Origin of the sequence: Pseudomonas sp. G.S.17, from assembly GCF_038096165.1 — a bacterium.
Taxonomy (GTDB): domain Bacteria; phylum Pseudomonadota; class Gammaproteobacteria; order Pseudomonadales; family Pseudomonadaceae; genus Aquipseudomonas.
In genome coordinates this window covers 2,664,587-2,684,426 of the sequence record NZ_CP151076.1, presented here as the reverse complement: position 1 = coordinate 2,684,426, position 19,840 = coordinate 2,664,587, and the positions used below count along the sequence as shown (strand labels likewise).

Annotated in this window: 20 protein-coding genes; 10 read left to right on the top strand and 10 right to left on the bottom strand. The window is 59.5% G+C overall.

Going from position 1 to position 19,840, the window contains the following annotated elements; genetic code table 11:
- Nucleotides 1–56 precede the first annotated feature (56 nt).
- Nucleotides 57–1,106: an AraC family transcriptional regulator gene (locus tag AABC73_RS12450; protein ID WP_341524227.1), complete on the bottom strand. Its 1,050-nt coding sequence runs from the start codon at nt 1,104–1,106 to the stop codon at nt 57–59.
- Between the two features lie 169 nt (nt 1,107–1,275).
- On the opposite strand from AABC73_RS12450, the gene AABC73_RS12445 reads away from it, so the two are divergent.
- The gene (locus AABC73_RS12445) at nt 1,276–1,755 is read left to right on the top strand and encodes an LEA type 2 family protein (RefSeq protein ID WP_341523835.1); all 480 of its coding nucleotides are present in this window, start codon (nt 1,276–1,278) and stop codon (nt 1,753–1,755) included.
- Between the two features lie 27 nt (nt 1,756–1,782).
- Here the strand turns inward: AABC73_RS12445 and AABC73_RS12440 are convergent, their stop codons facing one another.
- Nucleotides 1,783–2,037 (bottom strand): hypothetical protein, encoded by a 255-nt coding sequence (locus AABC73_RS12440; RefSeq protein ID WP_065836465.1) that lies wholly within the window; start codon nt 2,035–2,037, stop codon nt 1,783–1,785.
- Nucleotides 2,038–2,202: 165 nt separating this feature from the next.
- On the opposite strand from AABC73_RS12440, the gene AABC73_RS12435 reads away from it, so the two are divergent.
- Nucleotides 2,203–2,523 carry a DUF883 family protein gene (locus AABC73_RS12435; RefSeq protein ID WP_020289984.1) on the top strand — a complete coding sequence of 107 codons (321 nt, stop codon included), beginning with the start codon at nt 2,203–2,205 and terminating at the stop codon, nt 2,521–2,523.
- Between the two features lie 134 nt (nt 2,524–2,657).
- On the opposite strand, the gene AABC73_RS12430 is transcribed toward AABC73_RS12435, so the two are convergent.
- The 3 genes from AABC73_RS12430 to AABC73_RS12420 all read right to left on the bottom strand — a co-directional run bounded on the left by AABC73_RS12430 (nt 2,658) and on the right by AABC73_RS12420 (nt 3,945).
- Nucleotides 2,658–3,155 (bottom strand): hypothetical protein, encoded by a 498-nt coding sequence (locus AABC73_RS12430; RefSeq protein ID WP_341523834.1) that lies wholly within the window; start codon nt 3,153–3,155, stop codon nt 2,658–2,660.
- A 110-nt stretch (nt 3,156–3,265) separates the two neighbouring features.
- Nucleotides 3,266–3,619 carry a hypothetical protein gene (locus AABC73_RS12425; protein ID WP_341523833.1) on the bottom strand — a complete coding sequence of 118 codons (354 nt, stop codon included), beginning with the start codon at nt 3,617–3,619 and terminating at the stop codon, nt 3,266–3,268.
- Nucleotides 3,620–3,705: 86 nt separating this feature from the next.
- A complete protein-coding gene (locus AABC73_RS12420; protein ID WP_341523832.1) occupies nt 3,706–3,945 on the bottom strand; it encodes a hypothetical protein in 240 nt (79 codons plus the stop codon).
- A gap of 148 nt (nt 3,946–4,093) precedes the next feature.
- Here AABC73_RS12420 and AABC73_RS12415 point away from each other — a divergent pair, with 148 nt between their 5' ends.
- Nucleotides 4,094–5,161 carry a M4 family metallopeptidase gene (locus tag AABC73_RS12415; protein ID WP_341523831.1) on the top strand — a complete coding sequence of 356 codons (1,068 nt, stop codon included), beginning with the start codon at nt 4,094–4,096 and terminating at the stop codon, nt 5,159–5,161.
- Between the two features lie 38 nt (nt 5,162–5,199).
- Nucleotides 5,200–5,499, top strand: a complete 300-nt coding sequence (locus AABC73_RS12410; RefSeq protein WP_341524226.1) for a protealysin inhibitor emfourin — start codon at nt 5,200–5,202, stop codon at nt 5,497–5,499.
- On the opposite strand, the gene dctA is transcribed toward AABC73_RS12410, so the two are convergent.
- Nucleotides 5,496–6,827 (bottom strand): C4-dicarboxylate transporter DctA, encoded by a 1,332-nt coding sequence (gene dctA / locus AABC73_RS12405; protein ID WP_341523830.1) that lies wholly within the window; start codon nt 6,825–6,827, stop codon nt 5,496–5,498. The genes AABC73_RS12410 and dctA overlap by 4 nt on opposite strands.
- 202 nt (nt 6,828–7,029) lie before the next feature.
- Nucleotides 7,030–8,202 carry a mandelate racemase/muconate lactonizing enzyme family protein gene (locus tag AABC73_RS12400; protein WP_020289977.1) on the bottom strand — a complete coding sequence of 391 codons (1,173 nt, stop codon included), beginning with the start codon at nt 8,200–8,202 and terminating at the stop codon, nt 7,030–7,032.
- A 120-nt stretch (nt 8,203–8,322) separates the two neighbouring features.
- Here AABC73_RS12400 and AABC73_RS12395 point away from each other — a divergent pair, with 120 nt between their 5' ends.
- Nucleotides 8,323–9,192 carry a LysR family transcriptional regulator gene (locus tag AABC73_RS12395; protein WP_341523829.1) on the top strand — a complete coding sequence of 290 codons (870 nt, stop codon included), beginning with the start codon at nt 8,323–8,325 and terminating at the stop codon, nt 9,190–9,192.
- Nucleotides 9,193–9,264: 72 nt separating this feature from the next.
- On the opposite strand, the gene pqqA is transcribed toward AABC73_RS12395, so the two are convergent.
- A complete protein-coding gene (pqqA, locus tag AABC73_RS12390) occupies nt 9,265–9,336 on the bottom strand; it encodes a pyrroloquinoline quinone precursor peptide PqqA (RefSeq protein WP_010209364.1) in 72 nt (23 codons plus the stop codon).
- 414 nt (nt 9,337–9,750) lie between these two features.
- On the opposite strand from pqqA, the gene AABC73_RS12385 reads away from it, so the two are divergent.
- Nucleotides 9,751–11,706: a sigma-54-dependent Fis family transcriptional regulator gene (locus AABC73_RS12385; protein WP_341523828.1), complete on the top strand. Its 1,956-nt coding sequence runs from the start codon at nt 9,751–9,753 to the stop codon at nt 11,704–11,706.
- 96 nt (nt 11,707–11,802) lie between these two features.
- Here AABC73_RS12385 and aldA read toward each other — a convergent pair whose 3' ends face one another.
- Together aldA and AABC73_RS12375 are read right to left on the bottom strand one after the other, a co-directional pair.
- Nucleotides 11,803–13,245 (bottom strand): aldehyde dehydrogenase, encoded by a 1,443-nt coding sequence (gene aldA, locus AABC73_RS12380; RefSeq protein ID WP_341523827.1) that lies wholly within the window; start codon nt 13,243–13,245, stop codon nt 11,803–11,805.
- A 147-nt stretch (nt 13,246–13,392) separates the two neighbouring features.
- Complete coding sequence (locus AABC73_RS12375; protein WP_341523826.1) at nt 13,393–15,555, bottom strand: PQQ-dependent dehydrogenase, methanol/ethanol family; 2,163 nt, start codon at nt 15,553–15,555, stop codon at nt 13,393–13,395.
- 406 nt (nt 15,556–15,961) lie between these two features.
- On the opposite strand from AABC73_RS12375, the gene AABC73_RS12370 reads away from it, so the two are divergent.
- Genes AABC73_RS12370 through AABC73_RS12355 form a run of 4 tightly spaced genes read left to right on the top strand, consistent with a single transcriptional unit; the run spans nt 15,962 to nt 19,476 of the window.
- Entirely contained in the window at nt 15,962–16,582 is a 621-nt protein-coding gene (locus AABC73_RS12370; RefSeq protein WP_341523825.1) for a paraquat-inducible protein A, read from the top strand.
- Nucleotides 16,579–17,193 (top strand): paraquat-inducible protein A, encoded by a 615-nt coding sequence (locus tag AABC73_RS12365; RefSeq protein WP_341523824.1) that lies wholly within the window; start codon nt 16,579–16,581, stop codon nt 17,191–17,193. Before AABC73_RS12370 ends, AABC73_RS12365 begins: the two co-directional genes overlap by 4 nt.
- Complete coding sequence (locus tag AABC73_RS12360; RefSeq protein ID WP_341523823.1) at nt 17,186–18,868, top strand: MlaD family protein; 1,683 nt, start codon at nt 17,186–17,188, stop codon at nt 18,866–18,868. Before AABC73_RS12365 ends, AABC73_RS12360 begins: the two co-directional genes overlap by 8 nt.
- Entirely contained in the window at nt 18,865–19,476 is a 612-nt protein-coding gene (locus tag AABC73_RS12355; protein ID WP_341523822.1) for a PqiC family protein, read from the top strand. The genes AABC73_RS12360 and AABC73_RS12355 overlap by 4 nt, the downstream gene beginning before the upstream one ends.
- The last annotated feature ends 364 nt before the right edge of the window (nt 19,477–19,840 follow it).

Here is a 19,840-nt window from a genome sequence, read left to right as displayed (position 1 = left end):
CTTGGAATAAGCGAGATAGTCGCGCTGTCAGCGGGCGCAGGCAATGGTCAAAGCGTTCAGTCTGGATGACTGGTTTGGTCAATGCCGATCTGGGCTTCAGAGCCGAGCATCACGCTGCGGTAGTGACCAGGATTGGACCCGGTCCATTTGCGGAAGGCCTTGTAGAACGAGCTGGTGTCGGCAAACCCCAGGCGCGCGGCGATGGAGGCAAAGCTCAACGCCTCTTCGGCCAGCCAGTGAATGGCCAGTTCTTTGCGTACGCTGTCCTTGAGACCTTGATAGCTGTGGCCTTCGTCAGCAAGACGACGACGCAGGGTCGAGGCGGACATGCTCAGGTTTCTCGCCAGCGCGTCAGTGTCCGGCCATTGCTCGGCGGGCAGCTCGTGCAGCTCATGGCGAATCCGGATAGCCAGGCTTTGCGGGTCGCGATATTTGACCAGAATGTTGGCCGGCGCCCCGGCGAGGAACCGCTGCAGCTCGGTGGCCGAGCGCTTGATCGGCAAGTCCAGGCAATCGGCGGCAAAGATCATTCGCGAACAAGGCCGCTCGAAACGCAGGTTCTCACCGAACATTACCTTGTAGTCGTCGATGAAGGCCGGCGCCGCACAGCGCAATTCGATGGCTAGGATAGGAATACGCCGCCCACTCAGCCAGCAGGCCACACCGTGCACGATCATCCAGTAGGTGAAGTAGCTGAATGCCCTGCCCTGCGCGGTGTCGCCTTCATCAAGGACGATTTCTGCCACGCTGTGCTGGCGGATCAAACGGGCGCCGAACCGCTCCAGCATCAAGGACAGGAAACTCAAGCCCGACTCAAGCCCGACGGCGACGGTGGGCTGGGCCATGGACGAGCGACACAGGAATTCCAGGCTGCCCTGGCGCAGACGTCTGGCGTCCATGCCGAAAAACTCATCGTCACAGGCCTGCGCCAGTGCTCGCCATAACGCTGCATAGGCTGCGGCCGGGACTCGTGAACCTGAGCTGGCCAACAGATCCGCGGCAATACCGACCCTGTCCAGCAAGCGCGACCGAGCCTGGGCGCTCAGGCTGCATTCCAGCAATGCCTCGCGCACCAACTCAATGGCAATGGTGTCTTTTTCAATCACGACAGGCGCGGATGCATGAGCAGTTTTGAGGTTATCCATCCAGGGATCGCCAGGCTACGATCTGCGCAGCATACTGCCCATGCCCGAGGAAAACGAATCTCTATGGGCAATTGCGGTCTGACGGGATAACGCAACGTCGCTTGTTTTTGTCACCCTTGGAGCCATCCCCATGCCCTTACGCCCCTTTCGTACCTTGCTGGTCAGTCTTTTACTGCTGGGTGTCTCGGCCTGCGCACTGTTTCCCAACCGCGACCCGCTCAATATCAACGTGGTGGGTATCGAGCCTTTGCCTGGTCAAGGCCTTGAAGTGCGCATGGCGGTCAAGCTGCGCCTGCAGAACCCCAACGAAACGGCTATCGAGTACAACGGCGTCGCGCTCGATCTGGACGTCAACGGCAAGCTGCTGGCGTCAGGAGTCAGCGATCAGCAAGGCACTATCGGGCGTTTCTCCGAGGCCGTGCTGGTGGTTCCAGTCAGCGTTTCCGCCTTCGCCGCATTGCGCCAGGCGGTGGGCCTGACGCAAACCCAGAGCCTGGATAACCTGCCGTATACGCTGCGGGGCAAACTGGCTGGCGGCGTGTTTGGCACCATGCGCTTCAGTGACAGCGGCACACTCAACCTGCCGCATGCAGATGACGGCAGCTGGTAATCCGTAAGGCGACGCAGAAATTCGGACTTATTTGCTGGTAGCTACCAGGCGATTCACTTCACTGCGAACCATGTTGGCGTATTCCGGCGGGCTCATGGTGTCCAGCTCCGAACGCACCCACTCAGACCATTTGCCCTTGCGCTTGGAGCGTTCACCGAACAGACGAGCGGCGTCGCCTTTGGCCTTGCCCAGGTTGCTTTGCCACAAATCGAACAGACGGGATTTTTCATCTTCGAGTGCAGCGCGCTCAGGCAAAGGCCGGTTGGCCAGATTGAAACTCATAACGGTCACCTGTGACTAAAAACCGGCTGCATCTTACACCCGTCACGGATAAGTTCTGGGCAAATTCGACGAGCGAATTGCGATGCGTCATACAAACCGCTGCAACTTTTCCGTAGGCTTAAGACTCCATTGCTCACTGTTGTCATCAATTGGAAGGAAATCATCATGGCTCGTAAAACTGCTGCCCAAAACACTGCAGAGCAAATCAAGGATCAGGCCTTCAGCGAACTTCAGGCGCTGATCGAAGAATCCGACAAATTGCTCAAGGACAGCGCAGCGCTGGTTGGTGAAGACGCAGAAACCCTGCGCGCGCAGCTGAGCCTGAAGCTCAAGCAAGCACTGGACTCGGTGTCCAACGTGCGTGAACGCACCAAGCCGGTGGTTGAAGCGACCGAGACCTACATCGGTGGCCATCCATGGCAGACGGTCGCGATCTCCGCAGGTTTCGGCCTGGTGGTGGGTCTGTTGCTGGGTCGTCGCGACTGATTGACCGGTGTTCGATCCGCGTTGGCGAACACTGAATCTGCGCAAATCCGTAGGAGCGAATTCATTCGCGAGGCGATGTTCCTGGTAACAAAGGATCACCGCCTCGCCAACACGTTGGCTCCTGCAACAATCGATCAGGTGTGCAGCGGTACCAACGCCTGCAATTGCTTGGCGAAGTAATCCGCAGTAAACGGCTGGGCATCCGACTCCTTCACGCCGATCCGCTTTTTCTCAAGCCACTGAGTACCCTGCGCCGGGTCCTGACAACTCAGTGTCACCACTTCCTGGGCATGCACGCTCAAACCTGTAGCAGCCACCGACACCAGACCTTTGGCTCCCATGGCATCCGGAATGAATGCAACCTGGCGTCCAGCGATGGTCAGTGTCATGCGTTGCGTACGGAACGGGGAGTTTTCGTCGGGATAACCTTTGCTTTGCGCCAGATGTGGCTCGTATTCCACGCTGATCTGGCCGCTGTCGATCAAAGGTTTCAGCCACGCTTCGATCTGCTGGTACAGCGCGACGATACTGGCCTCCCATTGCGCAAGGCCGGTATGGAACTGCTGATGCTTTTGTTCTTCATTGCGTTGATTGGCGCTCAGCAACTCGCCCAACCGTTGAATTTCGTCCATAAAAGCGTTTCCCGGATTCACGCGTCGATTGATTCGAGCGCGTAAACCGAGGGTGGCACAGCAGCGGTTGAGTGTCGCGGTTCATTTGTCGCAGATCGGGCGGGAACCGATCACTGGAGGCGCTTGATCACCACCGGATCAGCAAACCGGTGAGCCTTGGTGATTTTGGCTTGCAACAGAGCCAGCTGTTCCTGCGCTTCCTGCTCGGTTTTGAAAGGGCCGAGCAGCATTTGCTGCTTACCGTCGATGGTCGCCAGAAACGGCGCGTAGCTGCGCTCGAGCAGCCAGGCGCTGGTATCGCTCACGGCCTCCCTGGTGTTCATCTGGATGTTCCATTGCACCGAAGTGCCTGGGGCGGTTTGCTCGGCCTGAGCCGCCTGAACCTTGGGTGGCGGTGGCGGGGTTTTGCCGACATCACAGCCGCTCAGGGCCAGAGCTGCGATCATTATTGCCATCTTGCGCACGTCTGCTTGCTCCTCGTCTGAAGTGGCGGGAGTTTATCACCCCGTCACCGGCAGCGAGGCGTCAAAAGGCCAGAATGGCCGTGCAGTCAACAGATGAGTGTATCAATAAGATTCTGTCCGACGACGACACCCGCATGGCGCGCCTCATCGACGGACTCGTAGCCCAGCCGACAGATCACGGTCGGCATCGGTGTCTGACACGCCATCGTGACCGTGACGTGAATGATGAATTCAGCGACTTCCTTGACGCCCAAAGGGCAAACAACCAGAACTTCGATCACCTGCCCACGATAAACGTTGGAAAACGTCTTGTGAGGCATATCCATTTAAATAGCTCTTTTAATGGAGTGAACTTTTTTGACATGTAAAACACCTGTTGGTTGTTTATATCCTCGCCGAACCGGCCAACGGTCGGAACATCAGCAGACCTGACGTTGCCAAACTGGTTTATCCAATCCGGGCAGGGGTTTGCGCATGTGCACTCGACATTCCATCCATTGCTTCATTCCGCCATACATCCTGGAACACATGGCTCAGTCACCGCACGAGCGCGTCAGAGCGCTGGCGATCACCAATCTGGCCAGCGGCGCAGCGTTCGTCGCGTTCCGCATGTCAGCGCAGGCGATGCCGACCCTGCTTGCGCAAAAATCCCCCGATGGCACGAAAAACCGGCTGATCTATGACGCCAAGGGCACCAATTCCCTGCCCGGCACCCTGGCCCGCGCCGAAAACCAGAAGGCCACCGGCGATGCCGCGGTTGACGAAGCCTACGATGGCTCTGGCGACGTCTACGATTTCTATGAGCAGCTGTTTCAGCGCAATTCCCTGGACGGCAACGGCATGACACTGGTTTCCACCGCACACGTTGCGGAGGTGGATTTCCAGGGCGAGTTCGTGCCGATGAATAACGCCTTCTGGAATGGCCAGCAAATGGCCTATGGCGACGGCGACGGCATCGTTTTCAAACGTTTCACCGGCAGCCTCGAAGTCATCGGCCACGAGTTGACCCACGGCGTGCAATCGTTCACCAGCAACCTGACGTATCAGGGGCAATCAGGCGCGCTGAACGAGCATTTCGCCGATGTGTTCGGCATGCTGATCCGGCAATGGAAAGAAGGCACCGCCGTTGAAGATGCGAGCTGGGTGGTCGGCAAGGAGTTACTGGCGCCTGCGCCCACCCGTCGTGGCATTCGCGACATGGAAAAACCCGGCACCGCCTATGCCAACGATCCGGAACTGGGCGATGATCCGCAGCCAGCCACCATGGCCGGGCTGTATACCGGGCCAAAGGATAACGGCGGCGTGCACATCAACTCGGGGATTCCCAATCGGGCCTTTGTCTTGACGGCCAAGGCGCTGGGGGGTAATGCGTGGGAAGTGGCAGGCAGGATCTGGTACGAAACCATGCTGCAATTGCACAGCTCAAGCCAGTTTGACGATTGCGCGCGGATCACGGTGCAAGTCGCTGGCAACAAACGCTACGGTGCTGCCGCGAAAAAAGCGGTCAAGGCGGCGTGGAAGAAGGTCGGGATTACCGTGTGACCTGCCCTGCCCAACCGAACATTTATGGGAGCGCGATGATGAAAGTCTGTTTCGTCCAGTCAGGTGGCATTGTCGGAGCCATCAAAAGCTGCGAAGTGAACACCTCCAGCCTTGAGCAACCCGAGGCCGACCAACTCCGGCAACTGGTCCGGGACAGCGGTCTGAACCAGTCCTGTAGCTTCGTTTCGGATCAAGCCCGGGATATGAAGCAGTACGAAATCACCATCGAAGACGAGTCCACCCCTATCTGCATCATCTTCGACGACCAGAACGTTCCGGCTTCAGCCCGCACTTTGCTCAGTTTCCTGATGCAGCGGGCCAAGCCGGGCGGGCTTTAAGTGAGATCCGACCGCTGAATGACCGGGTCCGGCACCACGACCGAAGTTGATGCCTTGCCTCTTTTCATGGCTTCGATTTCCCGCATGGCCTTGGCCTGATCGAAGGATCCATCCCACTTGGCGATGGCGATGGTGCCGATCCCGTTGCCGATCAGGTTGGTCACGGCCCTGGCTTCGTTGAGGAAGCGGTCAACGCCCAGCAGCAATACCAGACCGATCAGCGGGATGTCGTGGATGACCGTCAAAGTCGCCGCCAGCGTCACGAAACCCGCACCCGCAACCCCCGCCGAACCTTTCGACGTCAGCAGCAACACGCCTAGTACCACCATCTGATCCCACAGGGTCAGCGGAGTATTGGTCGCTTGTGCGACGAAAATTGCCGCCATGGTCAGATAAATACAGGTGCCGTCGGAGTTGAACGTGTAACCGGTGGGCAACACCATGCCGACCACGGATTTCTCGCAGCCGAGCTTCTCCAGTTTGACCATCAGCCGCGGCAGCACCGCTTCGGTGGAACAGGTGCCCAATGTGACGAGGATTTCATCCTTGAAATAGCGCAGGAACTGCATCAGCGGCAAGCCTGACCAACGCGCGACGCTGCCCAGCACCACGACCACGAAGAGCAGCGTTGTCACATACAGCGCCACCAAAAGCTGACCCAAGGACAGCAATGTGCCGATCCCGTATTTACCGATGGTAAATGCCATGCCCGCGCCCGCACCCAACGGCGCCAGACGCATGACCATCGCCACGATCCGGAACAGGCTTTGCAGCAGCATGTCGATGATATTGACCAGCGGCTTGGCCGGCGCGCCGATCTGCACCAACGCAACGCCCATTAACACCGAGACCAGGATCACTTGCAGCATGGCGCCTTTGGCGAACGCATCGAACAGCGTGGTCGGAATGATATTCAGGAAAAACTCGACAATCCCGCCCTGCGCCGCCGCAGCCTGGGTGTAGGTATTGATCGCGGTGCCATTAATGGTGTTGACGTCGATATTCATGCCCACGCCGGGCTTGAGAATGTTCACCACCACCAGGCCAATCACCAGCGCCAGGGTCGACAACACTTCAAAGTAGATCAGCGCCTTCGCACCGATGCGCCCCACTTCCTTGACGCTGCCCATCTTGGCGATGCCCACCACCACGGTGCCGAAAATAATGGGCGCCAGGAGCATTTTGATCAGCTTGATGAAGCCGTCGGCCAAGGGCTGCAACCGGGCGCCGATATCCGGAAGGAAAAAGCCGATCGCGCCACCGATGACGATGCCGATCAGCACTTGTACATACAGTTGGCTGTACCAACGTGTCGAAACCTGTTCCATGAAGTGCCTCACTTTTGTTGTTGTATGAGGGAGGAGCTTTTGAAAACGTTGTTGCTAACCGACCAACCCCGTGGGAGCGAGGCTTGCCCGCGAATCGTAGTTCCACTCGACGCGTTTATCGCTTGAGCAGAGGTCTTCGCGGGCAAGCCTCGCGCCTATAGAAATTGCGTCTAATCAGTTGGATAGATGGGTTACCCCGAGATCACGCCCGCTCGCCCAGCTCGCGCATCACGGCATACAGAGCGGACTTGGCTTCAAAGCCCACACCCGGAATGTCCGGCAGTCCGACATAGCTGTTCTCGACCTTGATGCCGTCGGCGAACCCGCCGAAAGGCTGGAAGACGTCCGGGTAGGATTCATTACCGCCCAGATGCAGGCCGGCGGCGATGTTGAGGGACATCTGGTGCCCGCCGTGAGGGACGACCCGACGCGATGACCAACCCAGTTCGGTCATGACGTCCAGCGTGCGCAGGTATTCCACCAGGCCGTAGGAAAGCGCGCAGTCAAATTGCAGGAAATCACGGTCAGGACGCATGCCACCATGGCGCAGCAAATTGCGTGCGTCCTGATGGGAGAACAGGTTTTCACCAGTCGCCATCGGCAGGTCGTAGTGATTGGCCAGCTCGGCTTGCAGCGCGTAGTCCAGCGGATCGCCCGCTTCTTCGTACCAGAACAGGTTGTAAGGCTTGATCGCCTCGGCATAGGCAATCGAGGTCTTCAGGTCAAAGCGGCCGTTGGCGTCCACCGCCAGGCGCTGACCATCGCCGACCACTTCCAGCACCGCCTCGATGCGACGCAGGTCTTCGTCCAGTGGCACAGCGCCGATTTTCATCTTCACCACGTCATAGCCGCGATCCAGATAGCTCTGCATTTCGGCCTTGAGCTTGGTCTGGTCCTTGCCGGGATAGTAATAACCGCCCGCCGCGTAGACCCAGACCTTGTCATCGGCCACGCCGTTGCGATAGCGGTCAGCAAGCAAGCGATACAGCGGCTTGCCTTCGATTTTCGCCACGGCGTCCCAGACAGCCATGTCGATGGTGCCCACCGCCACCGAACGCTCACCGTGACCGCCTGGCTTTTCGTTGGTCATCAGGGCTTTCCAGATGGCGAACGGATCGAGGTTGTCATGTTCCTTGTCGATCAGGGTTTCCGGATCGGCTTCCAGCACACGGGCCAGGAAGCGGTCGCGCATCAAGGCGCCCTGGCCGTAGCGACCGTTGGAGTTGAAGCCGTAACCGATCACCGGCTTGCCATCGCGAATGACGTCAGTGATGACGGCTACGACCGAGCAGGTCATTTTCGAAAAATCGATGTAGGCGTTGGCAATAGGCGATGCGATGGAAACGGTCTTCTCGCGAATGTCGACGATGCGCATGGGGCGACTCCTGTTTGCGGCTGTATTGTTATGTGTTTGCCCGGCCACTCTAGAACTGGACGATTCGACGCGGCCAATGCTAAAAGCTGGGCACCTCATGCACGAACGGCATCACTACTGATGGAATTGGTCTGGCTGGAAGATTTCAGCGCGCTGGCGGAGAGCGGTAACTTTTCCCGCGCCGCCGAGTTGCGCCATGTCACACAACCGGCGTTCAGTCGGCGCATTCGCTCGCTGGAAAACTGGGTAGGCGTCGACCTGTTCGTACGCACGACCCATGGCGCGACGCTCACCGATGCGGGCAAGCACATGCTGGTTAGCGCGCAGGAAATGACCCGGCGCCTGCATCAGATGCGCCAGGACACCCGCGAAGTCGCCGGCAAACAGGAGCGCACCCTGCACTTCGCGGCCACGCACTCGCTGTCGTTCACTTTTTTCCCGGCCTGGGTGCGCGCCGCCGAGCGCGGTGGGCCTATCGAGGCAGTCCGGCTGCTGTCGGACAGCATGACTGTCTGCGAACAGATGCTGCTGCAAGGCCAGGTGCAGTTTTTACTGTGCCATCACTTTCCTGATGCTCCGCCGCGCTTCGCCGTAGGTCAGTTCCAGTCCAAAGTGGTCGGCAGTGATGTGTTGCTGCCGTTGCAGGCGACCGAGGCTGATTCGGCTCAAACCGGCAGCTCGTTGCCACACCTGGCGTACACGTCCGAATCCGGTCTGGGGCGAATCGTCGCGGCGCGGCTGCTCGGCGAAACCCGGCCGCCGCAACTGGACACGATCTTCAGCTCACACCTTGCGGCTGTGCTGCTGTCGATGGCACTGGAAGGCAAAGGCTTCGCCTGGCTGCCACGCACGCTGGCCGATGCCGAAGTCAGCGCTGGCAAGCTGCAACGGGCTCTCGATGAACAGTGGGACATTCCCGTGCAGATCCGTCTGTTTCGTCCCATCGCCCGCTTGAGTGACTTCGCCGAGGAGTTTTGGGCGAAGTTGTAGGATCTTGGGTCATCAAATGAAAAAGGCCTCGCCAGCACATGACTGACGAAGCCTGGCGACTCAGATTACTGATCAGCGGCTGGCAAAGTACATGGTGACTTCGAAGCCGATGCGCAGATCGGTGAATGCAGGTTTGGTCCACATAGACGAATCTCCAGAGTTGCGCCGGAATAGCCCGGCAAGCCAGTTATACACGTCGCAACCCAGGCTGCAAGCTGGCGGTCTGAGGCTCTGGCACGGCCTTTGCGACAGCCGTTTCGCACTTGGCGCTACACCTGTTGCAGCCTTGGCTAACTCGTCGCAGGCCGGATTATTTACCAACAGCCCGTCAGGCGCAGGGCAGACGCTTTCGCCCTCTCGCCTGTGCGACGGTACAACTATTGCTCTGTTTTCAAGTCCATGGAAAAGACAAAAATATTTTTTGTAACCAGCGGTATTTGTTACAAAAGACTAGAGTCTGAATGACTGAGCAATCAGCCGCAGCCTGTTCTGCTCCAGAACGACAACAATAATCATGCGTTTCGCGCAACGTCTGGCGGAGCCGCATTCGGAGTCTTCATGTCCCTGCAACCGAGCCTGCCCCGCCCCGCCGACCTGAGCGCGTTCATAGGAGATTATTTTCCTGATCGCAACCTGCCCGCCGACGGCCTGATCGTCCAGTCCTGGTATCGCAGCGTCATCGAGCACGGTTTGCAACCTGCGGGGCGCGCGACCAAAGTCATGCTCAGCGCAGCGGAAATTCATCGGCATCAGGCCTTCAATCAGGATTACCTGTCCATCGCCGGCCAGGGCGTCAGCGGGCTGGCCGAGCGGATCGGCAAGGCTGGCTTCGCCGTGCTGCTCAGCGACGAACACGGGATTACCCTGGACTCGCGAGTCCCGCCGGAGGCCAGCGCCTACGCGGAATCCGGCCTGGTGATCGGAGCACGCTGGGATGAAGCGCTGGTGGGCACCAACGGCATCGGCACCGGCATCGCCGCGCGCACGCCTTTGATCATTCACCGCGATGAGCACTTCCTGCGTGCCAACGACCGCTTGAGCTGCTCGGTATCACCGATCTTCGATTCGCTGGGCAATCTGCGCGGCTGTCTCAATGCTTCGTGCCTGAACAGCGGCGGCCCCAAGCAGGCGCAATACCTGACCCTGCAACTGGTCATCATGTACGCCCGGCTGATCGAGAATGCGTACTTCAGGCACAGCCATCGCAATACCTTGAGCCTGATGATCAAACCCTGCGAAGCGTTCAGCGATCTGGCCAATGAGCAATTGCTGGCGCTTGACGAACAAGGTCGGGTGATCGGCGCCAATCGCGCCGCATTTGTCGAATACGAATCCACACACAGCGGGCCGCTGTTGGGCCGCTCCCTCAAAGACTTGCTGCCGGTGCACAGCGTCGAAGAGCTGTTGCGCCTGTGCAACGGCGGCGCCAACGGGGTGCGGCTCAATACCGGCAAAGGCCAGCTGGAGGTCGGGCTACGTATGCCAGTTCAGGTGCGCGCTCCGGCCAAACGCGAAACCCCGGCCAGCACGCCCGTCGTGCAGCATCCGCCGACGCTGGAGCGCCTCAGCGGCGATGATCCAGATTTGCAGCAAAGCGTCGCCCGGTTGTACAAGCTGCTGGATAAAGACCTGCCCATTTTGATCAACGGTGAAACCGGCACCGGCAAGGAAGCCTTCGCCAGGGCGATTCACCATGCGAGCTCGCGCCGCTCCGGGCCTTTTGTTGCGCTGAACTGCGCCGCGATCCCGGAAACCCTCATCGAAAGTGAACTGTTCGGCTATCGCAGCGGCAGCTTTACCGGGGCCAGCAAGAAAGGCATGAAGGGCAAGCTGGAACTGGCCAATGGCGGCACGCTGTTTCTCGACGAGATCGGCGACATGCCCGCGCACCTGCAAACCCGCTTGCTGCGGGTTCTGGCCGAGCGCGAGATTTCACCACTGGGCGCCGACGCACCGATTGCGCTGGATATTCAGGTGGTGTCGGCCACGCACCAGGATTTGTCGGCGATGATCGACAACAAAGTGTTCAGGGAAGACCTGTTCTATCGGCTCAGCGGCATGACCTTGCGCTTGCCGGCCCTGCGCGAGCGGCGTGACATCGACCGCCTGATCGACGACGTGCTGACTGACCTCGCGGGCGGCGAAGCCTGCAGGATCGATGCCCAGGCGAGAGACCTGCTGCGCCGGTTCCCTTGGCCCGGCAACATCCGCCAACTGATCAATGTATTGCGCTATGCCCTCGCATTGGCTGACGACGGATATATCGACAGCGCTTGCCTGCCGGTGGAAGTGACGCAGCCACGCAGTGTTGAAGCCGCGACCCGGCCAGCGCTGCCGCTGAGCCAGGGTCTGGCAAGTCAGGTCGCCGGTGATGAAGGCCAGCGTCTGATGGAAGCCTTCAAACGGCACCAATGGAACATCACCGCCGTGGCCGAAGAACTCGCCGTGGCCCGCTCGACGCTATACCGCAAGATGAAGAAACACGGGATCGTGCAGCCTAATTTTCTGGTGTGATTGTGGGAGCGAGCTTGCTCGCGAAGAGGCCGGCAAACTCGCCACCGGTTCGTGGTCCGGAATACCGCCTTCGCGAGCAAGCTCGCTCCCACCAGATCAAATCTGCAAATAAACCACATGCGTATGGGTGAATTCATACACCCCATGCTTGCCGTCCGCGCCGCCGATGCCGGATTTGCGCACTCCGGCGTGGAAGCCTTGCATCGCTTCAAAGTTCTCCCGATTGATGTAGGTCTCACCGAAATCCAGCTCGTTGCAGGCGCGCATCGCCGAGCTGAGGTCTTTGGTGTAGATCGATGAGGTCAGGCCGAACTCGCAGTCGTTGGCCAGGGCAATGCCTTCGTCCAGATCGTCGATGATCTGGATCGGCAGCACAGGTCCGAAGATCTCGTGGCGCATGATCTCCATCGCTTGTTGGCAACCGGCCAGCACTGTTGGCTGATAGTGAAAGCCCTGCCCATTGCGGTCAGCGATTGAGCCACCAGTGATGACCTGCGCACCATCGCCCACGGCGGTTTTGACCATCTGCGCGACCTTGTCCAGACCTGCCTGATTGATCAGCGGCCCCATGTCCAGATTATCTTCGACCAATGGATCGCCATAGCGCGTCGCCGCCATCGCAGCACTGACCTGGTCGATAAACTGGTCGGCGACTTTGCGCTGCACGTAAACCCGCTCGGCGCAGTTGCAGACTTGCCCGGTGTTGATCACCCGGGAAGCGGTAATCGCTTTCACCGCCAGGCCCAGGTCCGCGTCAGCCAGGACAATGGCTGGCGCCTTGCCGCCCAGTTCCAGATTGAGCTTGGTGATATTGCCCGCCGCAGCCGCCATGATCCGCGAGCCGGTAGCGACACTGCCGGTGAAATTGACCATGTCCACTCCGGCGTGGCTGCTCAGAGCGCTGCCGACTGTGGCGCCTTTGCCGGAGACAATGTTCACCACGCCCTTGGGCAGATCGGTTTCAGCGAGCAAGCGGGCGAATTCGAAGCAATTGATCGGCGTTTCTTCGCTGGGTTTGATGACGATGGTGTTGCCGGTAATCAGCGCCGGGGCCAACTTGCGAGCAATGAGGAAGAACGGGAAATTCCACGGCAGAATCCCGGCGATCACGCCCAACGGTTTGCGAAACACGAAGATGTTCTCGCCCGGCCGGTCGCTGGTGAGGATTTCCCCTTCGAGGCGACGGCCCCATTCGGCCATGTAATCCAGATAGTCGGCGGTGAAATTGACTTCCACCAAAGCCAGCCCGAGCACCTTGCCCTGCTCGGCCGTGATGATCCGCGCCAGACGTTCGGCGTTGTCGCGGACCTTGCTGGCGATGCGATGCAGATAGCCCGCGCGTTCATTGGCCGGCTTGCGCGCCCAGCCTTTTTGCGCAGCGCGCGCGGCGGCGATGGCGCGCTCGACCTCCGACAGGCTGGTCTCGGGCACCGAACCCAGCAACTGGCCGTTGGCCGGGTTGAATACCTCTATGAGGTTATCGCCGGCGGCAAAAGCCCCGTCGATGTAGCTTTGGTAGATGGGCAGTGATTGGGACATGTGTGCATTCTCCGTTAAGCAAAAGCGGGATCCGTGGGAGCCGAGCTTGCTCGCGAAAGCAGTATTCGACCTTCGCAAATGCGCCGGATGTACTTGCCTCTTCGCGAGCAAACTCGCTCCCACAAAATATTTTCAGTTCCGCACGGCTTACTTCGCCGCCGTCTTCGCCGACTTCATATCGTTGAGCAGGTCATGGGAGCGTTTGATGACGTATTGATGCACCAGCTCCACTTCGTCCGGCTTGAGTTCTTCGGCGAACGACGGCATGCCGTCCTGAACGCGACCGCCATAGACGATACCGAGGAACATCTGGTGGTTTTCCTTGCTCAGCATGCGCAAGTCCGGCAACACGCCGCCGCTGATGGCGTTGATGCCGTGGCAGGTATCGCAATGGCCGTTGAACAGCGCGCGGCCTTTGTCGACCTGTTCGGTGGTGCCGGTGAACGCCGGTGGATCGACCTTGCGGTCGGCGTATTTGTATTTCAGATCCGGCAGTTTCGCCGTGCCACCCAGCTTGTAGGTCAATACTTGAGCGTTGGGCTTGACCCCGGCGCGCAACGACAAGGCCCCGGCGAAGGTGGAAAACGCCCCGCCCCAACCGGCCATGAACGTCACGTATTGCTCGCCATCGACTTCATAGGTAACGGGACCGGCCATCACCCCGGTATTGGCCGGTTGTTCCCACAAGGTTTTGCCTTTGTCGGCCGAATAGGCCACCACTCGCCCATCGGCAGTGCCTTCAAATAACAGGTTGCCAGCGGTGCTCAACGTGCCGCCGTTGAAGATCGTCGAGTACGGCACTTCCCAGCGTGCTTCCTGCTTGATCGGGTCCCAGGCAATCAGCTTGCCGGTCCAGGTGTCGGCGAGTTTGCGCAGGCCTTCGGGATCTTCCGGCATCATTCCGGTGTTGACCTGCAACTGGTACATGCTCTTGAATTTCTTGCGCGGCGGCACGCCATCCACGTCCTGGTACAACGCCGACATGATGTGCGCCGGGATGTACACCAGACCGGTCTGCGGGTTGTAGGACATCGGCTGCCAGTCGTGAGCACCCCAGAACGCCGGTTGGACCAGCAGGGCTTTTTTCTCCGGGTCACGCCAATAGACGGCGGCTTTCTCGTCAACGATGGGGCGCCCGGTCTTCATGTCCACGCCGGTGGCCCAGTTGATCGGCACGATGTTCTTGGCCGAAAGCAGCTCGCCGGTCTTGCGGTCGATGACATAGAAAAAGCCGTTTTTCGGCGACTGCATCAAGACCTGGCGCATCTTGCCGTCGATTTCCATGTCCGCGAGCATGATGTGCGCGGTGGCCGTGAAGTCCCAGGCATCGCCGGGGGTGGTCTGGTAGTGCCAGACGTATTCGCCGGTGTCCGGATTGATCGCGACGATGGACGACAGGAATAGGTTATCGCCCTTGCCTTCCGAACGCAGGCGCGGGTTCCACGATGAAGCGTTGCCGACGCCGAAGTACAGCAGATTGAGTTTCGGGTCATAGGACATCGAGTCCCAGACCGTTCCGCCGCCACCCTGCTCGACGAACTTGTCGCCAAACCAGGTCTTGGCGGCCATGGCCATGGCTTTGTTTTCCGGCGGCAGCTTCGGGTCGCCCGGCACCGTGAAGAAGCGCCAGTCCTGCTTGCCAGTGTTGGCGTCATAAGCCGTGATGTAGCCGCGTACGCCATATTCAGCGCCGCCGTTGCCGATGATCACCTTGCCGTTGATGATGCGCGGCGCACCGGTAATAGTGATGCTGCGATTGGGATCGGTGCGGGTGTCCACGGACCAGACGCGCTGGCCGGTCTTGGCGTCGATGGCTTCCAGGCGTCCATCCAGCACACCGACGAAGACTTTGCCGCCCCAGACGGCGACGCCACGATTGACGGCATCGCAACAAGCTTCACCGGCACGGCTGCGGTCCGATTGTGGATCGTATTTCCACAACAAATTGCCGTTGCGCGCATCCAGCGCATAGACCATGGAGAACGGCCCAGTGGTGTACATCACGCCATCCACAACAATGGGCGTGGCTTCAACGCCCCGGTCGATGTCCAGTTTGTAGCTCCAGGCCAGACCGAGCTTGCCGACGTTGCCATCGTTGATTTTGTTCAGCGGGCTGAAACGCTGTTCATCGTAGGTACGACCGTGGCTCATCCAGTTGCCGGGTTCCTGGTCGGCGGCGCTGATCCGCGCACCATCGACCTGCGCGGCCCCGGCGGCGAACGCGCCGTTGGCGCAGGAAAGCGCCAGGGCGACGGCAGCAACGAGAGACGCAAGCGGTCCGGGACGAGGTTGTTGGCCAAATCGATTCATGAGGCTCTCCGTTCTTATTAGAACCGGGATCGATCGTCCCGGCTGGAGAGCAACAGAGCAAGGCGTGTGCCATGCAGCTAAATGTCTTTTATTTCAATGACTTGATTGCAATACGAAGTTAATCTGTCGCGCTCGCGCCGCTACACCTGTAGCGCTGCGGACGACAATCAGCGCGGGCCTGCGTCATTTGTCGCGACAGGCAGTGAATAATGGCCAGTGATAATGGCATCGTGACATGTGAACGTCGGTCGCGCGTCGGGGTCAATGCAATAACGCCCACCGACCGCAGCCCGTCTTGATTTAATTCGGCTGATTTAATTCGGCTGATTCGGTGCCGACAAGGTATCTTCCAACCCCGCGTTTGATTAATTTTCCACCCAGTCACCATTACCCAGATGAGCCCACTTTGCCTGATACGAAACAGCCCTCGGACCTGATCATTTGCGAGCATTGCGACTCGCTGTATGAATCACATCCGCTTGCCCATGGCGAAACCGCTCTGTGCCTGCGCTGCGGCGCGGTGCTGGGCCGTGGTCATCGTCTTACCATCGAACAATTGCTGGCCCTGACCATCGGCGCGGCGGTGTTGTTTGCCTTCGCCAATTACTTTCCGGTGATCAGCATCAGCATGCAGGGCCTGAGCAATCAAGTAACCCTCTGGCAATCGGTGGAGGCGCTGGCTCAGGGCCGCATCACGCTGATTGCCCTGGTGGCCGGACTGGCAATCATCTTCGCCCCGCTGCTGCAGATCAGCCTGCTGTTCTGGGTCCTGGTGCATGCGCACAAGGGCGTGATCGCGCCGGGTTTCAAGACCTGCATGCGCGCCCTGGAGCACCTGCGGCCATGGAGCATGCTGGAAGTGTGTCTGCTGGGGATTCTGGTGGCCATCGTCAAGCTGTCGGGGATGCTCGATGTGCATCCGGGGCTTGGCCTGTGGGCGATGGCAATGTTGATGGTCCTGATTATTCTGATCGCCGGCAAAGACATTCGCCGCCTATGGAAAGAGCTGGGAGTCGAGCCTTCATGAACGGGATTCCCTATGCCAGCGAACACAATGTGTGCCTGTGCCATATCTGCGGTTATGTCTGCCCGGCCGATACCCACGTGTGTCCACGCTGTGACTCGGCGGTACATGCGCGCAAGCCCAACAGCCTGACGCGGACCTGGGCTTTCTTGATCGCCGGGCTGATTTTCTATATACCCGCCAACCTGCTGCCGGTGATGTACACCACCTTGTTTGGCAACAGCAGCCAGAACACCATCATGAGCGGTGTGATCGAATTTTTCGAAAGCGGCTCGTGGGACATTGCCCTGCTGATTTTCATCGCCAGCGTAGTGGTGCCGTGCATCAAGTTCGTGGTGCTGGGCTTGCTGCTCGTCACCTGTCAGCGCCGCAGTACCTGGGCCATGCAGGAGCGGTCGCGGCTCTATCGTTTTATCGAGTTGATCGGCTACTGGTCGATGCTTGATGTATTGGTCGTTGCCCTGGTGGCGGCGCTTGTGCAGTTCCGAGAGCTCAGCACCATCGAGCCGCGCATCGGTATTCTGTTTTTTGGTCTGGTTGTGGTGATGACGATGTTCGCCGCCATGAGTTTCGATCCCCGGCTTATCTGGGACGCAGAGGTTGAAGATGTCTGACAATGCCCTACCCCCTTCCCCCTCCGCGCCGGTTCGGCCCGAGGTCAAACGACGCCGGATGCGTGTTTCGCTGGTCTGGCTGGTGCCGATCGTTGCCGGCTTGATCGGCTTGTCCATGGCGCTGCATGACTGGATGAACGTCGGCCCGAAAATCACCGTCAGCTTTCTCACCGCTGAAGGCCTCGAAGCCAAGAAAACCCAGGTCAAGTACAAGAACGTGGTCATTGGCATCGTCAGCGACATCACCCTCAGCGATGACCGCATCCACATCTTGGCCACCATCGAACTCAACAGCAGCGCCGGCCCGTTCACTCGGGAAGACAGCCAGTATTGGGTTGTGCGTCCGCGAATCGGTGCCCACGGCGTTTCCGGCGTCGATACCCTGCTGTCCGGCGCGTTCATCGGCGCCGATGCGGGCAGTTCGGACAAGACCAAGAATGACTTCCTCGGCCTCGAAACGCCGCCGCCGGTAACCTTCGGTGAGAAAGGCAAGCGCTTCAAGCTGCACACAGACGACCTCGGTTCGCTGGACATTGGTTCGCCTATTTATTACCGACGCATCCAGGTTGGCCAGGTGGTTTCCTATGACCTGTCAAAGGACGGCAAAGGCGTCGATATCGAGATTTTCATCAATACGCCCAATGACCAGTACGTCAGCACCGACACGCGCTTCTGGAATGCCAGTGGCGTCGACGTCACCCTGGGCGCTGCCGGGCTGAAGATTGCCACCCAGTCGCTGACCTCGATCATCGCCGGTGGCATTGCCTTTCGTGAACCGAACTGGAGTCCGGACGCGAAACCGGCGGAGGAAAACGCCGAATTCAGGATTTTCGACGATCAGGTCGCGGCGCTGGCGCCTCCCGATGGCGAGCCGCGCTATATCCGCATGCGTTTTAATCAATCGCTGCGCGGACTGGTGGTCAACGCACCGGTGGATTTTCTTGGGGTGAACGTCGGTCGCGTGGTTTCCGTGGACCTGGATTACGATCCACAGACGCAAACTTTCCCTGGCATCGTCGGTGCGGTGATCTATCCCAAGCGACTGGGCGCGGCGCAAGCCAAGCTGGAGAAAATGGGCGGTGCGGGTGACGAAGACGAGCAATCGGCGCGCATCCTTGGCGGCTTCGTGTCCCGGGGATTGCGGGCGCAGGCGCGCACCGGCAACTTGCTGACCGGTCAGCTCTACATTGCGATGGACTTCGAACCCAAGGCTCCCAAAGTGGTGTTCGATCCAAAAGTCCGCCCGCTGGAAATCCCCACCATCCCGGGCAGCTTCGACAAGTTGCAGGAACAGCTGCAGGCCTTTGTCGACAAGCTGAGCAAACTGCCGATCGACGAGCTGGCGAACAATCTCAACGGCAGCCTGAGCGAATTGCAGAAAACCCTGAAGCAGGTCAACGGCACGCTCCTGCCGGAAATGCGCGGCACCCTGCAACAGGCGCAAAAAACCCTGCATACCGCCAACGACAGCCTGGGTGAAGATTCCCCGGCTCGTGTGCAGCTCGGCCAGGCCATGGATGAAGTGCAGCGCACCGCGCGTTCGGTTCGCGTGCTGACCGACTTCCTCAGCCGTCATCCGGAAGCCTTGATACGTGGCCGCACTGGCGACGCCGCGCCAGGCTCGTACAAAGCCCCCGCCTCTTCCCGTGCAATTGATCTGGAGCCACAGCAATGACCCTGCGCCTGAAGTTCTTCGTGTTGGCCGCGTTGCTGGGGACCAGTGCTTGCACGTCCACGGTGACCCATTACTACACGCTGATTGCACCGGCCACGACCACGGCACAAAAACCGGTTGCAGTCGCACCTTTCCAGTTCGAGATGCTGCCGGTGCTGATGCCGGTGCAGGTGGATCAACCGCCGCTGGTGATTCGCCAGGGTGATGGCAGCCTGGCCATTCTCGACGCGGAACGCTGGGGCTCGCCTCTGGGTGATGAGTTTCATGACGCCCTGACCGGTCAACTGGAGCGGCGCTTTGGCAGCCGAGACATGGCAGGCTTGCCGAAGGACAGCGGCCAGACGGTGCTGTCATTGCGCACCGACGTGCGCCGCTTCGAGTCGGTGCCGGGCAGCTACGCAATGATCGACGTGGTGTGGAGCCTGGGCTTGCGCAATGCCGGTACCAAGGCACAAAACCTGACGTGCAGCAGCGTGATTCGCGAGCCTGCCGGTCTGGGCATGGAAAATCTGGTGCTCGCTCACCAGCGTGCGGTTTCCCGTCTGGCCGACACCATTGCCAGGACCGCTGGAAACTGGGCGCAAGATCAGCGTTCCCGCTGCCTGTGACGCGCTGACTCAATCCCCCGGGCCGGGCCCATTGGAGCGAGGCTGGCCCGCGAACACAATATCAGTCGATACATCTGTCACCGGAAATGCCCATTCGCGGGCATGCCTCGCTCCAACTGGGCCGGAAACCATCCGAATGACCTCAGTCGAATATTTCCTACGTTGTCGTACCAACTAGCGATCCACTTGAGTGGATTTTAGGCGTATCGTTCAAATCGGTTCAAACCGGGCCGACCAGCGAAGCGTGCGGAAAATCAGCGTCGCGGGGCTGAGCGCGACTTCGTTACAATGTCTTTGCGCTCAATGAACAAGGCCTTTTATCGCTTCACCGGGTCAACCTGGGAAGCTACCGTCTTAAAGGAAA

Coding starts and splice junctions, on each gene's coding strand:
- AABC73_RS12445 (WP_341523835.1), top strand. CDS start 1,276: ATGCCCTTACGCCCCTTTCGTACCTTGCTGGTCAGTCTTTTACTGCTG.
- AABC73_RS12440 (WP_065836465.1), bottom strand. CDS start 2,037: ATGAGTTTCAATCTGGCCAACCGGCCTTTGCCTGAGCGCGCTGCACTC.
- AABC73_RS12435 (WP_020289984.1), top strand. CDS start 2,203: ATGGCTCGTAAAACTGCTGCCCAAAACACTGCAGAGCAAATCAAGGAT.
- AABC73_RS12430 (WP_341523834.1), bottom strand. CDS start 3,155: ATGGACGAAATTCAACGGTTGGGCGAGTTGCTGAGCGCCAATCAACGC.
- AABC73_RS12420 (WP_341523832.1), bottom strand. CDS start 3,945: ATGGATATGCCTCACAAGACGTTTTCCAACGTTTATCGTGGGCAGGTG.
- AABC73_RS12415 (WP_341523831.1), top strand. CDS start 4,094: ATGTGCACTCGACATTCCATCCATTGCTTCATTCCGCCATACATCCTG.
- AABC73_RS12410 (WP_341524226.1), top strand. CDS start 5,200: ATGAAAGTCTGTTTCGTCCAGTCAGGTGGCATTGTCGGAGCCATCAAA.
- dctA (WP_341523830.1), bottom strand. CDS start 6,827: ATGGAACAGGTTTCGACACGTTGGTACAGCCAACTGTATGTACAAGTG.
- AABC73_RS12400 (WP_020289977.1), bottom strand. CDS start 8,202: ATGCGCATCGTCGACATTCGCGAGAAGACCGTTTCCATCGCATCGCCT.
- AABC73_RS12395 (WP_341523829.1), top strand. CDS start 8,323: ATGGAATTGGTCTGGCTGGAAGATTTCAGCGCGCTGGCGGAGAGCGGT.
- AABC73_RS12385 (WP_341523828.1), top strand. CDS start 9,751: ATGTCCCTGCAACCGAGCCTGCCCCGCCCCGCCGACCTGAGCGCGTTC.
- aldA (WP_341523827.1), bottom strand. CDS start 13,245: ATGTCCCAATCACTGCCCATCTACCAAAGCTACATCGACGGGGCTTTT.
- AABC73_RS12375 (WP_341523826.1), bottom strand. CDS start 15,555: ATGAATCGATTTGGCCAACAACCTCGTCCCGGACCGCTTGCGTCTCTC.
- AABC73_RS12365 (WP_341523824.1), top strand. CDS start 16,579: ATGAACGGGATTCCCTATGCCAGCGAACACAATGTGTGCCTGTGCCAT.
- AABC73_RS12360 (WP_341523823.1), top strand. CDS start 17,186: ATGTCTGACAATGCCCTACCCCCTTCCCCCTCCGCGCCGGTTCGGCCC.
- AABC73_RS12355 (WP_341523822.1), top strand. CDS start 18,865: ATGACCCTGCGCCTGAAGTTCTTCGTGTTGGCCGCGTTGCTGGGGACC.